Below are 13363 nucleotides of genomic sequence, written 5' to 3' on the forward strand. Positions count from 1 at the left end.
CATATATTTAATTTATGAAATGATGGAACATTTGTCAATGATCTTGATTTTCCTAGGCTTTCCATATTAGCACCACCTGATTCCAGAGAGAGGAGCACATGGTCAATTATGTAGAGGGGGAGCATTTCATTCATAACAGGATACAGCCCGTAAGTTAGAAAACGCCCAGCCTGATTGGCTGGACGTTTACGGTTTCTGTTTGATTACATACCCATCAACTTAAAGGATAGAAGCGTCGATGAATAGCATAGTAGTCGAGCTGGTGACCTGTGATGTCCGCCAGACGTTCAACGGCTTCAAGCAGGAAGGTTTTGTCGAGTTCATAGATGACTTTAGTTTCAATGTGATCCAGGGTATGGCATGCAAATTCCCAAAGCATCTGATGTTTGGATTCGTCGATAGATTCAGCAACCAACGCAAGAGCATCAACCATTTCAGTGATGATCAAATGATTATCACGTGCATAGTGTCGAATATAGCCAAAGCCACGATATACGTAGGAAGCGAAGGACTCATTCAGTAGTATAACTCTCACCTGTTCCTCTTTATCCATCAAATAAGGTGTGAAAGTAATGTAATCCTCAACAGTGAGCATCAATTCTGCCATTTGGTGAAGCGTGTTGATTGCGGACTTTGGGTCATCATTTCCCAATGACTTGATCGCTATTTCTGCGAGCTTATGCATACCCATTTGGATATCCTGCAATTCCGTTTCTTTATGACCGATATTGATCATCTTCCAATACTTTTCCTCATCGATGTTTTCAGAGCCTGGCCCCCAATAGCTGAGCAACTGGTTTTCTTTAAGGATATAATCTCCAATTTGAGAATGGAATTGAATAAGGATGTTATCCTTTCGAGCCTCAGCAATCATACTCCGATAGTCCACTAATTGGATATAGCCGGAACGTTTCGCCTTTATACTTATCGCTTTCTTTCTTTCTTCTTCCAATAGATCACCGGGTTCTTTGGTGCGGTATTGTTCCAAATCCCTGCGTAAGGTTTGGTTAATGATTTTTTCGGACGATTTTTTCATCGTGTCGGTGATGTTATGGACCTGCATCCAAGTGGTTGCATGATTGATAAAGTAGATGAATGTGACTGCAGATGTGAATGCTAAGAATATTGTTGCAATGGGAACGGCAACATAGGTTTCACGCTCTGTATTTCCTATGAAAAGAAATACTAAAAGAACATATACAAAATTCCCATTAAATACTCCAAGGGCGTGTTGTGTACGCTTGTCTGCTACAAAGTTAAGCAGCATCCGGGGGGAGAACTGGCCACTGAATGTGGTAAGCACGACAAGCAAGGAGTTTAATGTGAAGGCACTAAGTGTCAAGATGCCTCCGATTAAAGTGCTGACTAGTATTCTGGTTATTTCTGCATTGACTTGAAAGAATTGATACGTATATTGGTTGATTTCCAAAACTAAGTCAAGGACCAGTGTCACAGCAACGAATAAAACAGCCAACAAAATGTAATAAAAAGGCATGTACCATAAAGTCATCTGTACTTCATGTTTCCGTTGACGTTTGGACATCTGAAAATACTTTTTTACTGATGGTGGTAATAAGTTCATAAATATAATAGCTCTCCTCCTTTCGACGGTGATAGGCTGTAACCATATCTTCCCCTCCCCGCTATACTTTCAAACGAAAAATATGTGTTGAAATAAATCTCTTTATTTTGTCAATATTAAAAGGGTTTAGTATATTTGTAATAACGTATGAAAGGAAAAGGTGATGAGGATGAATTGGGTGCGCAAGCGGTTTGATGAATTGACGAAGGAGGAATTATACAAAATATTGATGGTAAGAGTAGCTGTGTTTGTGGTAGAGCAGAACTGCCCATACCCAGAGGTGGATGGACGGGACGAAGACAGTTTACATATTTGGTTGGAACAAGAGGAGCAGATGATCGCTTATTGCCGTATCGTACCTCCACATGAAGGTCAGGTGTACCATAGTATTGGTAGAGTATTAGTTACACAAGGAAGCCGTGGGGAAGGTTATGCGACAGAGATAATGAACCGTGCTATTGATTTCTTGAAAAAAGATTTGGAAGTAGATCATATCTGGCTGCATGGCCAAGAACATTTACGGAATTTCTATGGATCTTTCGGTTTTGAAGAAGTGTCAGAGGTGTATTTGGAAGATGACATTCCCCATGTGGACATGTTGATGAAAATATAAATCTTTGATTTCGCCCCTTGTTTTGCACTATACAATAAGGGGAATCATAACTCTGTAAGCAGTATCCAATGGAGGTATGAATTTATGAGTCCTAAGACATTTACTAAACAATATATCAACGGCCAATGGAAGAGTGGTTCAAGTGAGAAGTATGTAGACAATGTCAATCCATATACGCAGCAGGCGATTGTGTCCATTCCTTCAGCAAATGAAGATGATTTGAATGAAGCGTATGGGGCAGCGGAAGAAGCTCAGAAATTCTGGATGGAAATATCCCCGGCACAAAAACAAGACTATTTTGATCAATTGCTCAAAGTTGTAAATGAACGGAAAGAAGAAATCATTGATTGGTTAGTAAAAGAGGCAGGAAGTACACTCATAAAAGCAGAAGTGGAATTTCAAGCGGCTGCCGGAATCATCCGGGAGGCTTCCAGTTTCCCGACAAGGATGACAGGGCAAATTCTGCCATCGAATACACCAGGAAAAGAAAATAGAGTATACCGTTCACCTAAAGGAGTCATTGGTGTGATTGGCCCATGGAACTTCCCGTTTCACCTGGCGATGAGATCGATTGCTCCAGCAATTGCCACGGGAAATACCGTCGTAGTTAAGCCTGCTTCTGAGACCCCGGTTACTTCTGGTTTATTGATTGCGGATCTTTTTGAAGAAGCAGGATTCCTTCAGGGGGTCCTTAATGTCGTCGTAGGTCGAGGTTCTGAAATCGGGGATACTTTTGTTACCCATCCAGCAGCTAAGTTGATTTCTTTCACTGGTTCTACAGAAGTCGGGAGTCATATTGGAGAATTAGCAGGGAAATATATTAAGGACACTGCTCTAGAACTTGGTGGAAACAATGCGATGATTGTTCTGGACGATGCCGATATTGACAAAGCCGTCAATGCAGCTACTTTTGGAAAGTATTTGCACCAGGGACAGATTTGTATGTCATTGAATCGGATTATTGTTGATGAAAGTATCCATGATGTTTTTATCGAAAGATTCAAAGAAAAGGTCGAGAGTTTGAAAGTTGGAGATCCATCTGAAAGGGATACAGTTATTGGTCCACTCATTAATAGCGGTGCAGTGGAAAGAATCCAGGCAGACCTCAATGCTAGTATCGAGCAGGGAGCAGAAGTGCTCACAGGAGGCAAAGCGGATGGCAGTGTCTTTCAACCCACTGTTTTGACAGGGGTTACGAACGATATGCCTGTCGCTGAAAAGGAAATGTTCGGTCCTGTATCTTCCATTATTAAAGTCTCTTCAGAAGAAGAAGCGATAAAGGTTGCGAATGGAACGCCTTATGGTTTAAGCGGATCAGTGTTCACCCGCAATGTACACAGAGGAGTGGAAGTTGCGAAGCGTGTGGAAACAGGTATGATTCACATTAATGATCAATCAGTAAATGATGAAGCGCACGTGGCTTTTGGAGGAGAAAAAGAATCAGGCACTGGCCGGTTTGGCGGCGAATGGGCATTGGATAAATTCACGACGGTCAAATGGATCGGAGTCATGAACGGTTATCGGGAATTCCCGTTTTAAATGCTGAAAACTAAGAGTAATTGCAATGAGTAGTTCGGTTTGGAGTACAAGGGGACTTGTACTCCTTAACTGAACTTCTTTTATCTTTGCCATCTGCATGCAGGGGGGAATTTTAGGAATTGGCAAACTGTTTAAAACGCTCAACGGCATCTTCCAGAGTTTCATTTGAATTATTCAGTCCGATTCGTACATAACCTTCACCATGATCACCGAAGCCGATTCCTGGGGCAACAAAAAGACCGGTACTTTCAAGGAGGTCATCTGCAAACTTTTGTGAAGTATAGCCTTCAGGTACTTTCAACCAGACGAAAAAGGAACCTTTACATGGCTGCACGTTATAACCGGCTGCCTCTAACCCACCAACGAGGAGATCGCGTCGTGTTTCATAAGTATCTCTTAAGTCTTTTACACATTTCTGAGAACTGAGCAAAGCTGTTGAAGATGCTTCTTGAAGGGCTCCGAAAATGCTGCAGAAATAGTGATCCTGGATCAGTTCAAGGGCATTGATGACACTAGGGTTACCAACGACAAAGGCCATGCGCCATCCTGCCATGTTATAGGTTTTAGACATTGTATAGACCTCTACACCAACCTCTTTTGCCCCTTCCATCTGCATGAAGCTCAACGGTTTTTCCCCATCAAATCCGATGGCACCGTATGCGAAATCATGGACGACACATACATCATGTTTGTCCGCTTCAGCAATAGTTTTCTCGAAAAAAGAGGCATCAGCTACGGCCCCGGTTGGATTATTCGGGTAATTAAGAAACATCATTTTCGCTTTGTTCCAAGTATCCTCATCAATCTGATCATAGTCTGGAAGAAATTGATTTTCTGCTAGTAAAGGCATGGATTTCATTGTTGCCCCGACCATTTCTATGCCAGACCAATAATCCGGATAACCAGGATCTGGAACGAGAGCCACATCACCTGGGTCCAGCAAGCATTGGCTTAATTCCACGAGCCCTGTTTTACTCCCTGGCATGATGGCGACCTCTGTATTAGGATCGAGGTCGACATCGTATTCATTTTTGTAGTATTCTGCAACGGATTTTTTAAGGAAATCGAATCCGTGGAAGGGAGGGTACTTGTGGTAAACAGGCTTTTCAGCTGCTTCTTGTAAGGATTTTACAATGTGCCCGGGAGTCGGTTGATCCGGGTTTCCTTGCCCCAAATTCAATACATCATGACCTTTAGTTTCAAATGCATTTAATTTATTGACGAGTGTTGCAAAGAATTGATCAGGAAGACGTTGTAATGCTTTCGATTGCGGAAACTGTTTCATAGCGATCACCTCAGAAGTGTTTTTTAAATAATCAAACAAAAAGATATTACCGATAGTGTAACATGCTGAATGTTCGAGTGGGAATAATACAAGCATAGAAGATTAAGTTAAACAGGAATAAAGATGTGCACTTAGAAGGAGTGATTTTATGAGATATATCATTATAGGCGGTGACGCTGCAGGTATGAGTGCAGCGATGCAAATCGTCAGGAATAGCCAGGAGCATGAAATTGTGGTGTTCGAGAAAGGGGAAATCACCTCATACGGTCAATGTGGCTTACCTTATGTATTGAGTGGAGACGTAGAAGCGACCGAGGATCTGATTGCGCGCACACCAGAGAGGTTCCGGTCTAAATATGGGATTGATGTAAGAACACTTCATACGGTAACGAAGGTGGATTGCGACCATAAAATCGTTTATGGAAACAAACAGGAGACAGGGGAATCATTTGAAGAAAAATATGATCGTCTACTAATTGCAACTGGAGCGTCTCCGGTCGTCCCACCATGGGAAGGACGTCATTTGGAGGGAATTCATTCTTTAAAAACTATTCCTGATATTGAACGAATCATGAAAGAGACCACTCATGAGGTAAAGCAGGTCACAATTATTGGCGGGGGCTATATCGGATTAGAAATGGCTGAGAGCTTCGCATCTCTCGGAAAAAAAGTCCGGATCATCGACCGTGGTCCACAATTGGCAAAAATTTTCGATGAAGAGATGGGGGAACTCGTCCACGAAGAAGCAAAAAGAAATGGAATCGAGCTACATTTGGGAGAGTCTGTAGAAGTCTTCAGAGGCGAGGAACAGGTTGAAAGGGTCGTGACAGACAAAGGTGTATATACGACCGACCTGGTCTTAGCAGCCGTAGGAGTCACTCCTAATTCCGCATTTCTGGAGGGAACAGGAATTTACAAGGGTCTTAAAGATGCCATCGAAGTAAATGCTTTCATGGAAACAAGCATTATGGATATTTATGCGGCGGGGGATTGTGCGATCCAGTATCATCGAATCAAACAAAAAGGAGATTATATTCCACTTGGTACGCATGCCAATAAACAAGGGCAAATTGCAGGACTGAATATGATAAACCAAAAAAAGGCTTTTCAAGGTGTAGTGGGGACTTCGATTTTGAAATTCTTCGATTTGACCCTTGCACGGACAGGGCTTTCAGAGAGAGAAGCAAAACTGGAAAACCTTCCATACAAGACGGTATCTCTTGATTCAACCCACGCAGCCGGGTACTACTCTAAAAAAAATCCAATGACACTGAAACTGGTTTATCATCCGGATTCTCGCCAGCTGCTGGGAGGACAGATTATTGGAGGTGAAGGCACAGATAAAAGGATTGACGTATTAGCGACGGCACTCTTTCATAACATGACGGTGGAAGGTCTACAGGACCTTGATTTGTCTTATGCTCCCCCATATAACAGTGTCTGGGACCCTCTACAGCAGGCTTCGAGAAGGGCGGAATAACCTCTTTATATTAGGGGCACCTGATTTGTGATACCATTGGTAGAGCAACGTACAGGAGGCGTCATGTTTTGGATACCGAATTATATAGAAATGCAGAAGCGTTCATCCGCCAATACTATCGAGAGTCTGACCTGCTGAAAGTGGAGCAGAGAATGAAAACTATAGAGAGAGAAATTCAAGACACAGGGACTTATGAACATACATTTGATGAGTTGGAATATGGAGCGAAAGCAGCTTGGAGAAATAGCAACCGCTGCATCGGTCGATTGTTCTGGAATAGTCTTAAAGTTTTTGATGCCCGTCATTTGAAAACTGAAGAAGAGATATGTGAGGCATTATACGATCACTTGGATTATGCCACGAACAATGGACGGGTCCGTTCAACTATTACGATATTCAGGCAGAGCACAAAGGCCAAGGAAATTCGATTATGGAACCATCAGCTTGTCAGGTATGCAGGTTATGAAGTGAACGATACAATCATAGGTGACCCTGATTCAATTGCATTCACAAAAAAGTGCCAGCAACTTGGGTGGAAAGGAAAGGGTGGGGCGTTTGATGTCCTGCCCCTTGTCATACAGGTAGATGACCGCCCGCCGAATTGGTTTGATATACCCGCTGATAAAGTGAAGGAAGTTCCACTTCGTCACCCGGAATACAAGTGGTTTGAGGATTTAGGAATAAAGTGGTACGCCGTTCCAATCATTTCGGATATGCGCTTAGAAATTGGTGGAATTGATTATACTGCCGCACCTTTCAACGGATGGTATATGGAGACAGAAATAGGCGCGAGAAACTTAGCCGATGAATTCCGCTATAACCTTTTACCTGTTGTAGCAGAGGGAATGGGGCTGGATACGAAGCGTAATACAACGCTCTGGAAAGATCGGGCTCTGCTGGAGTTGAATCAAGCAGTTCTTCATTCTTATAAAATGGATAAAGTGAGCATGGTCGATCATCATACCGCTGCTCAGCAATTTCAATTGTTTGAGAAAAAAGAGCATGCGTGTGGTCGACAGGCTACAGGGGATTGGACATGGCTGATCCCACCGATATCCCCGGCTTCCACTCCTATCTTTCATTCGTCATATGAAGATCGGATGGATACACCGAACTATTTTTATCAGGATGCAGCATATGCAGAAAAACCTTCAGGCTAAATGATGGCCTGAAGGTTTTTGGTTCTAAAAGATTTGAAGCGTCCAGTAAAAAGCACCGGCCCATTTGTTTATTCATACAAGTCTGGTCGGCGGTCCTGAAAAATCGGGATTTGTTCACGAATGGACTCTACCGCTGAGAAGTCGATCTCCGCGTAAAGAATTTCTTCATTCTCCCCACCTTCAGCAACTACGTTCCCCCATGGGTCCACGACAATGGAATGGCCACCGAAGGTATTGTTTGGGTCTGCGCCGACCCGGTTGCAGGCGATTACAAAGCATTGATTTTCAATAGCACGGCTGATTAATAAGTTGCGCCAATGATCGACTCTTGGCTTTGGCCATTCGGCAACGACGAATAACCCGCGTGAGCCATTCAACATGTGGGTGCGCATCCATTCGGGGAACCGGATATCATAACAGATCACTCCAGCAACAGGGACATTTTCAAGGGTGAAACTACCTTTCTGATTTCCGGAAAAAAGGTGTTTCTCTTCATTCATCAGGCGGAACAAATGAGCCTTACGATATTTCAAGATTCTTTCTCCAGTTGCATTGTAGGCTACAAATGTATTGTAATATTGACCCTCATCATTCTCAGCGATGGAACCAGCGATGGTCACTCCGTACTGGCGGGCTAAATCTTTGATTAGCTGGTGCGTCGGACCATTCATATCTTCTGCAATTTCGTTGAAACGGGAAAGGTCATATCCTGTCGTCCACAGTTCAGGCAACAAGATGACCTCGCTTTTTTTCGCAGCTTCTTTGATTTTTTTTGTTGCTTTCTCTCGGTTAGCTTCAGGATCTCCGAAAGCGATATCCATTTGAAGGATTGCTATTTTAGTTGTCATCCTATCACCTCTCGTTTTTCCTTAGTGTATCAAAAAAATCTGCTGGATTCCTCCCCTTTGTATGAAACGTTTTCAAGCATGCTACAATAAGAATAAATTCAGCAGGAGAGGAAGAGAAGCGATGTTTGAATTGTTTCTCCCGATGCTCGAGCGTTTAGGCATCATTGTCACAGTGGCTTTCATCATCACGAGATTCCGATTCTTTCGAGAATTGATCGATCAAAAAAAACTGAATTATAAACAACAGTATACGGCGATCGGTGTATTTGGGTTATTCGGAATTATCGGTACTTATACAGGCATCACTTATGATACGGCTACAGTTGAATTCGGAAGGTGGGCATATAACTTAGGCGAGTCAGAAGCGCTTGCGAATTCCCGCGTCATCGGAATCGTTGCAGCTGGCTTGTTTGGAGGCTACCGGATTGGTATCGGGGCAGGATTGATTGCAGGACTCCACCGCTTTTCCTTAGGAGGATTCACAGGTTTTGCCTGTGGGATTTCTGCAGTGGTGGCAGGTCTCATAGCTGGCTTTTTTCACAAAAAAGGACAGCCATTGAAGCTGAAAACAGCCCTCCTGATCGGCGCTTTAGCCGAAACCGTTCAAATGGGGGTCATAATGCTCGTTTCCACCCCTTTTTCACGTGCCTGGTCTCTCGTACAAGAAATTGGGTTACCTATGATCGTCGCTAACGGGGTAGGTTCAGCACTTTTCTTATTGATTATACGTAACGTGTTGAATGAAGAAGAAAAAGCGGGAGCTCTACAAGCACAAAAAGCCCTTAAATTAGCAGAGTCTACGGTAGCTCACTTACGAAAAGGCTTGACGAAGGTGTCGGCTCAGCAAGCCTGTCAAATTATTTATGATGAAGTGCAAGTAAGTGCAATTTCTATGACTGATCAAGAAAAAATCCTTGCTCATGTGGGGCAGGCAGACGATCATCACAAATCCGGAATACCGATTCAAACGGATGCGACAAGAGAAGTGATTCAAAAAGGGGAAAGGGTAATCGCCCGCCACGGGGATATCCATTGTCAAAATCAGGATTGTCCGCTTGGGGCTGCAGTCATTGTACCGTTGAGAAGACGGCAGAATGTAGTTGGTACCTTAAAGTTCTATGTTCACTCAGAGAAAGAAGTTTCGAACGTTTTGCTGGAATTAATTCAAGGTTTAAGTGCTTTGCTCAGTCAGCAGTTAGAGCTTGCAGAAGCTGAAAAAGCAGAGGAGTTGGCTAGGGAAGCTGAAGTGAAGGCACTTCAAGCTCAAGTGAATCCTCACTTTTTATTCAATTCGTTGAATGTGATCGTTTCATTGACTAGAAGTGAACCGGATCGGGCCCGCTCTTTATTAATCGCTCTGTCTAGATTCTTCAGACAAAACCTCGGGGCGACGACGAATACATGGACGTCATTGAAAGAGGAATTGAAGCATGTGAAAGCATATCTACTCATAGAAGAAACGCGGTTTGTCGATCAATTACATGTCCGGTATGAAGTGGAGGAAGCTGCCCTTTCAGCCAAAATCGCTCCATTGACGTTGCAGCCGTTAGTTGAAAATTGCATCAAGCACGGCATCAAAGATCAACAGGGCGATGCCACAATTTTGATTAAAATCATCAGACAAGGCAAAGGAGTACACATCATGGTCGAAGATAATGGAACAGGAATAGATCCAGAACGACTGGAAAAGGTCGGTTTGCAATCGGTCGATTCAGAAAATGGTACAGGCCTTGGCCTTTATAATGTTAATAAACGGTTAGAACTTATGCATGGGGAGGATGCCAAGTTACACATCACAAGTAACCAGGGACATGGAACATGCATTTCCTTTTTCCTTCCTCTTCCAGAGCAGGAGGTCTATGCATGAAAGAGAAAATCAAAGCACTTATCGTCGATGATGAGCGTTTCAGCAGAGAAGAACTGAGCTATTTATTAGACACTTACGAACAGATAGAAGTGATCGGGGAAGCGGGATCAGGTGATGAAGCCATCATGAAAACTCTCCAATTGCAACCAGATGTTCTCTTCTTGGATGTGGAAATGCCGAAGATGGATGGAATGGCTGTGGCGAGATTTGTTCACGAACTGAAAAAAATCCCTGAAATTATCTTTGCCACGGCTTATCCGGATTTTGCGGCGGAAGCATTCCGTCATGAAGCACTTGATTATCTACTCAAACCTTTTGATGAAGAACAGTTGGGTGAGGCTATCCAACGACTAGAGAAAAAACTGCACCGGGGAGCATTTTCACCACCACAGGTACCGCAACCCACCAAACTTGCTGTAGAAGGTGAAGATACCATTGATTACTTAAATCCGAATGATATCATGTACGTATCTCGAGAAGATAGAGTCACCAAAATTGTCGGTAAAACGAAGATGTATGAAACGAAATCAGCTTTGAAAGAGGTGGAGGAACGGTTGAATCGTTTTTCATTTTTCAGGATCCATAAAAGTTTCCTTGTCAATTTAGATCACATTCACCGATTGACGCCATGGTTCAATGGAGCCTATCAACTTGAGCTGCAAGGCACAGATGAGAAGCTTCCAGTCAGCCGTAACTATGTCAAAGGATTAAGAAAAAAATTAGAACTTTAAACGTGGCCACTGAAAAATCCTTCTCAATCTAGTGGGGCTATTAAAGTTTGCTGTTGCTTCCCATTAATCGCTAGTCGGTGGATGCTTACCACGGACACAGCCTCAGGCGTTACCACCGAACGCTCATCGTGGAATCAACAATGCCCTCCTGTAAACCGGACTGTCTTTCAGTCCGTTTTTTTCACATCTTGAACGTATATTACGACATGTCAGACAGTAACAACCCTCATGAAAACGCTCTCTTGATATATTGTTTGTAAACGATTTCAAAACGGTGAGGGAGGAATTACTATGATAACTTTTTTAGTAAGTATTGCACTATTGATTATAGGTTATTTCACCTATGGAAAATATGTAGAGAAAACGTTTGGTCTCAATCCAGAACGCCAAACTCCAGCATACACCCATAGCGATGGTGTAGACTATTTGCCGATGGGGGAAAAGAAGAATTCGTTGATTCAACTCCTTAATATTGCAGGGGTCGGTCCCATATTCGGTCCGATATTAGGTGCCCTTTATGGACCTGTCGCCTTTTTATGGATTGTATTTGGCGCAATTTTCGCTGGAGCCGTCCACGATTACTTGACAGGCATGATCTCCATCCGTAATCGTGGTGCCCATTTGCCTGAACTTGCTGGTAAGTTTCTCGGGAAAGTGATGAAGCACGTCGTCAATGCTTTTGCTATTCTTCTATTGATACTAGTCGGGACGGTATTCGTCACTGCACCTGCAGACTTGCTTCATAATATGACGAGCAGCTGGTTGGCGCTTCCTGTTATTCTTGCTGTCATCTTCGCTTACTATTTATTAGCTACAATGCTGCCGATCGATAAGATCATCGGGCGTTTTTATCCGATCTTTGGTGCGCTTCTGCTCATTAGTGCGATTGGAGTCGGGGTATCCTTAGTCGTGACAGGAGCACCGATTCCGGAATTGACATTCACGAATATGCACCCTGATAATGCCCCGATCTTTCCATTATTGTTCTTGACGATTTCATGTGGAGCCCTTTCTGGTTTCCATGCGACTCAAACACCGATTATCTCAAGGACAACCCAACAAGAAAAACAAGGACGTCGTATCTTTTACGGCATGATGATTGCAGAAGGTGTAATCGCAATGATTTGGGCAGCAGCCGCTATGAGTCTTTTCAATGGTTCTGGTGGACTGAACGAAATCCTTGCGAGTGGTGGTCCTGCCGCAGTTGTAAGTGAAGTATCGGTCGCAATGCTTGGAGCAGTCGGTGGAACACTAGCTATTCTTGGTGTCATCATTCTTCCGATTACATCTGGAGATACAGCATTTCGAAGTGCTCGGATGATCATTGCTGATTATATGAAAGTGTCCCAGAGAAAAGTCGTAAGTCGTATCTGGATCGCCCTGCCGATGTTCGTCATCTCTTTCATCTTGACGCGCGTTGACTTTACACTGCTTTGGAGGTACTTCTCCTGGGCAAATCAATCAACAGCCGTGATCGCTCTTTGGGTAGGTGCGATGTACTTGTTCTTATCTCGTAAAAACTATTTCATCGCTGCAATTCCGGCAACATTCATGACGATGGCGACTTTCACCTATATCATTAACGCTCCCATAGGTTTTGGATTACCGTTGAACGTATCCTATATTTTAGCCGCTATTATCACCGTCGCTATTGTGACAGCTTTCTTCATCGCTGCCCGTCGTCAATTGGATCGGAATATTCCACTTGAAGAAGAATTGAAAACGACAGCGTAAAAAAAGAGTCTATTTCATTAAAGAATCAATATCAGGAACATTCTTCTACTAGTTGTCCCTCCCGGTTGAACATGCTGGCAGTCAAGCATCCATTGAATCTCTCTCAATGGATGCTTTTTTGAATGAAAAAGAAAGTGTTTCAAGTAACTGATCAATTTATTAGGAGCGCACTGGGGTTTTTGCATCTGTTATGTGTTTTTCTTCATTGGGAGAGGGTATGCTGTTAGGGAAAGGAGAGATTTATACATGGAACAAAAGATCCAAGAGAAAAAAGGCAAGTTTTACATCGGTGAGGAAAATGAACCTAAAGCACAGCTTTTGTTTGAAGAGCAAAACGGGGTCATGACCATCACCAGTACAGAAGTGGATCCTTCAGAACGGAAGCAGGGTTTAGGAAAGGATCTCATCGATTATGCCGTCAACCATGCAAGAAAACATAAAGAAAAAATTGATCCTGTATGCTCCTTTGCTCATGATGTTATTAAAAATACCCTGGAATATCATGTGGTTTGGATGAAATAGAG

Annotated in this window: 11 protein-coding genes; 8 read left to right on the forward strand and 3 right to left on the reverse strand. The window is 43.2% G+C overall.

Going from position 1 to position 13363, the window contains the following annotated elements; all coding sequences use genetic code 11:
* Positions 1-214: 214 nt before the first annotated feature.
* Positions 215-1582, reverse strand: a complete 1368-nt coding sequence (locus ACTWPX_RS18485; RefSeq protein WP_443121001.1) for a DUF2254 domain-containing protein — start codon at positions 1580-1582, stop codon at positions 215-217.
* Positions 1583-1751: 169 nt separating this feature from the next.
* Here ACTWPX_RS18485 and ACTWPX_RS18490 point away from each other — a divergent pair, with 169 nt between their 5' ends.
* The gene (locus ACTWPX_RS18490; protein ID WP_443121002.1) at positions 1752-2195 is read left to right on the forward strand and encodes a GNAT family N-acetyltransferase; all 444 of its coding nucleotides are present in this window, start codon (positions 1752-1754) and stop codon (positions 2193-2195) included.
* Positions 2196-2279: 84 nt separating this feature from the next.
* Positions 2280-3734, forward strand: a complete 1455-nt coding sequence (locus ACTWPX_RS18495) for an aldehyde dehydrogenase family protein (RefSeq protein WP_443121003.1) — start codon at positions 2280-2282, stop codon at positions 3732-3734.
* Positions 3735-3846: 112 nt separating this feature from the next.
* Here the strand turns inward: ACTWPX_RS18495 and ACTWPX_RS18500 are convergent, their stop codons facing one another.
* Positions 3847-5019 carry a pyridoxal phosphate-dependent aminotransferase gene (locus ACTWPX_RS18500; RefSeq protein WP_443121004.1) on the reverse strand — a complete coding sequence of 391 codons (1173 nt, stop codon included), beginning with the start codon at positions 5017-5019 and terminating at the stop codon, positions 3847-3849.
* Between the two features lie 148 nt (positions 5020-5167).
* Between ACTWPX_RS18500 and ACTWPX_RS18505 the strand changes: the two genes are divergently transcribed.
* Positions 5168-6499: a CoA-disulfide reductase gene (locus ACTWPX_RS18505; RefSeq protein WP_443121005.1), complete on the forward strand. Its 1332-nt coding sequence runs from the start codon at positions 5168-5170 to the stop codon at positions 6497-6499.
* Between the two features lie 68 nt (positions 6500-6567).
* Entirely contained in the window at positions 6568-7659 is a 1092-nt protein-coding gene (locus ACTWPX_RS18510; RefSeq protein WP_443121006.1) for a nitric oxide synthase oxygenase, read from the forward strand.
* A gap of 68 nt (positions 7660-7727) precedes the next feature.
* Here ACTWPX_RS18510 and ACTWPX_RS18515 read toward each other — a convergent pair whose 3' ends face one another.
* A complete protein-coding gene (locus ACTWPX_RS18515) occupies positions 7728-8507 on the reverse strand; it encodes a carbon-nitrogen family hydrolase (RefSeq protein WP_443121007.1) in 780 nt (259 codons plus the stop codon).
* A 121-nt stretch (positions 8508-8628) separates the two neighbouring features.
* Here ACTWPX_RS18515 and ACTWPX_RS18520 point away from each other — a divergent pair, with 121 nt between their 5' ends.
* The 4 genes from ACTWPX_RS18520 (at position 8629) to ACTWPX_RS18535 (ending at position 13361) form a co-directional block, all read left to right on the forward strand.
* On the forward strand, positions 8629-10374 hold the full coding sequence (locus ACTWPX_RS18520) for a LytS/YhcK type 5TM receptor domain-containing protein (RefSeq protein WP_443121008.1): 1746 nt from the start codon (positions 8629-8631) through the stop codon (positions 10372-10374).
* Positions 10371-11105: a LytR/AlgR family response regulator transcription factor gene (locus ACTWPX_RS18525; RefSeq protein ID WP_443121009.1), complete on the forward strand. Its 735-nt coding sequence runs from the start codon at positions 10371-10373 to the stop codon at positions 11103-11105. The genes ACTWPX_RS18520 and ACTWPX_RS18525 overlap by 4 nt, the downstream gene beginning before the upstream one ends.
* Positions 11106-11396: 291 nt before the next feature.
* Entirely contained in the window at positions 11397-12839 is a 1443-nt protein-coding gene (locus ACTWPX_RS18530) for a carbon starvation CstA family protein (RefSeq protein WP_443121010.1), read from the forward strand.
* 246 nt (positions 12840-13085) lie between these two features.
* Positions 13086-13361 carry a GNAT family N-acetyltransferase gene (locus ACTWPX_RS18535; RefSeq protein ID WP_443121011.1) on the forward strand — a complete coding sequence of 92 codons (276 nt, stop codon included), beginning with the start codon at positions 13086-13088 and terminating at the stop codon, positions 13359-13361.
* Positions 13362-13363 lie beyond the last annotated feature (2 nt).

Origin of the sequence: Halobacillus sp. H74, from assembly GCF_052246715.1 — a bacterium.
In the GTDB taxonomy this organism is placed as follows: Bacteria; Bacillota; Bacilli; order Bacillales; family Halobacillaceae; genus Halobacillus; species Halobacillus litoralis_A.

Bases quoted from the DNA above. Each gene is read 5' to 3' on its own strand.
- ACTWPX_RS18485 (WP_443121001.1), bottom strand. From the start codon at position 1,582: ATGAACTTATTACCACCATCAGTAAAAAAGTATTTTCAGATGTCCAAA.
- ACTWPX_RS18490 (WP_443121002.1), top strand. From the start codon at position 1,752: ATGAATTGGGTGCGCAAGCGGTTTGATGAATTGACGAAGGAGGAATTA.
- ACTWPX_RS18495 (WP_443121003.1), top strand. From the start codon at position 2,280: ATGAGTCCTAAGACATTTACTAAACAATATATCAACGGCCAATGGAAG.
- ACTWPX_RS18500 (WP_443121004.1), bottom strand. From the start codon at position 5,019: ATGAAACAGTTTCCGCAATCGAAAGCATTACAACGTCTTCCTGATCAA.
- ACTWPX_RS18505 (WP_443121005.1), top strand. From the start codon at position 5,168: ATGAGATATATCATTATAGGCGGTGACGCTGCAGGTATGAGTGCAGCG.
- ACTWPX_RS18515 (WP_443121007.1), bottom strand. From the start codon at position 8,507: ATGACAACTAAAATAGCAATCCTTCAAATGGATATCGCTTTCGGAGAT.
- ACTWPX_RS18520 (WP_443121008.1), top strand. From the start codon at position 8,629: ATGTTTGAATTGTTTCTCCCGATGCTCGAGCGTTTAGGCATCATTGTC.
- ACTWPX_RS18525 (WP_443121009.1), top strand. From the start codon at position 10,371: ATGAAAGAGAAAATCAAAGCACTTATCGTCGATGATGAGCGTTTCAGC.
- ACTWPX_RS18530 (WP_443121010.1), top strand. From the start codon at position 11,397: ATGATAACTTTTTTAGTAAGTATTGCACTATTGATTATAGGTTATTTC.
- ACTWPX_RS18535 (WP_443121011.1), top strand. From the start codon at position 13,086: ATGGAACAAAAGATCCAAGAGAAAAAAGGCAAGTTTTACATCGGTGAG.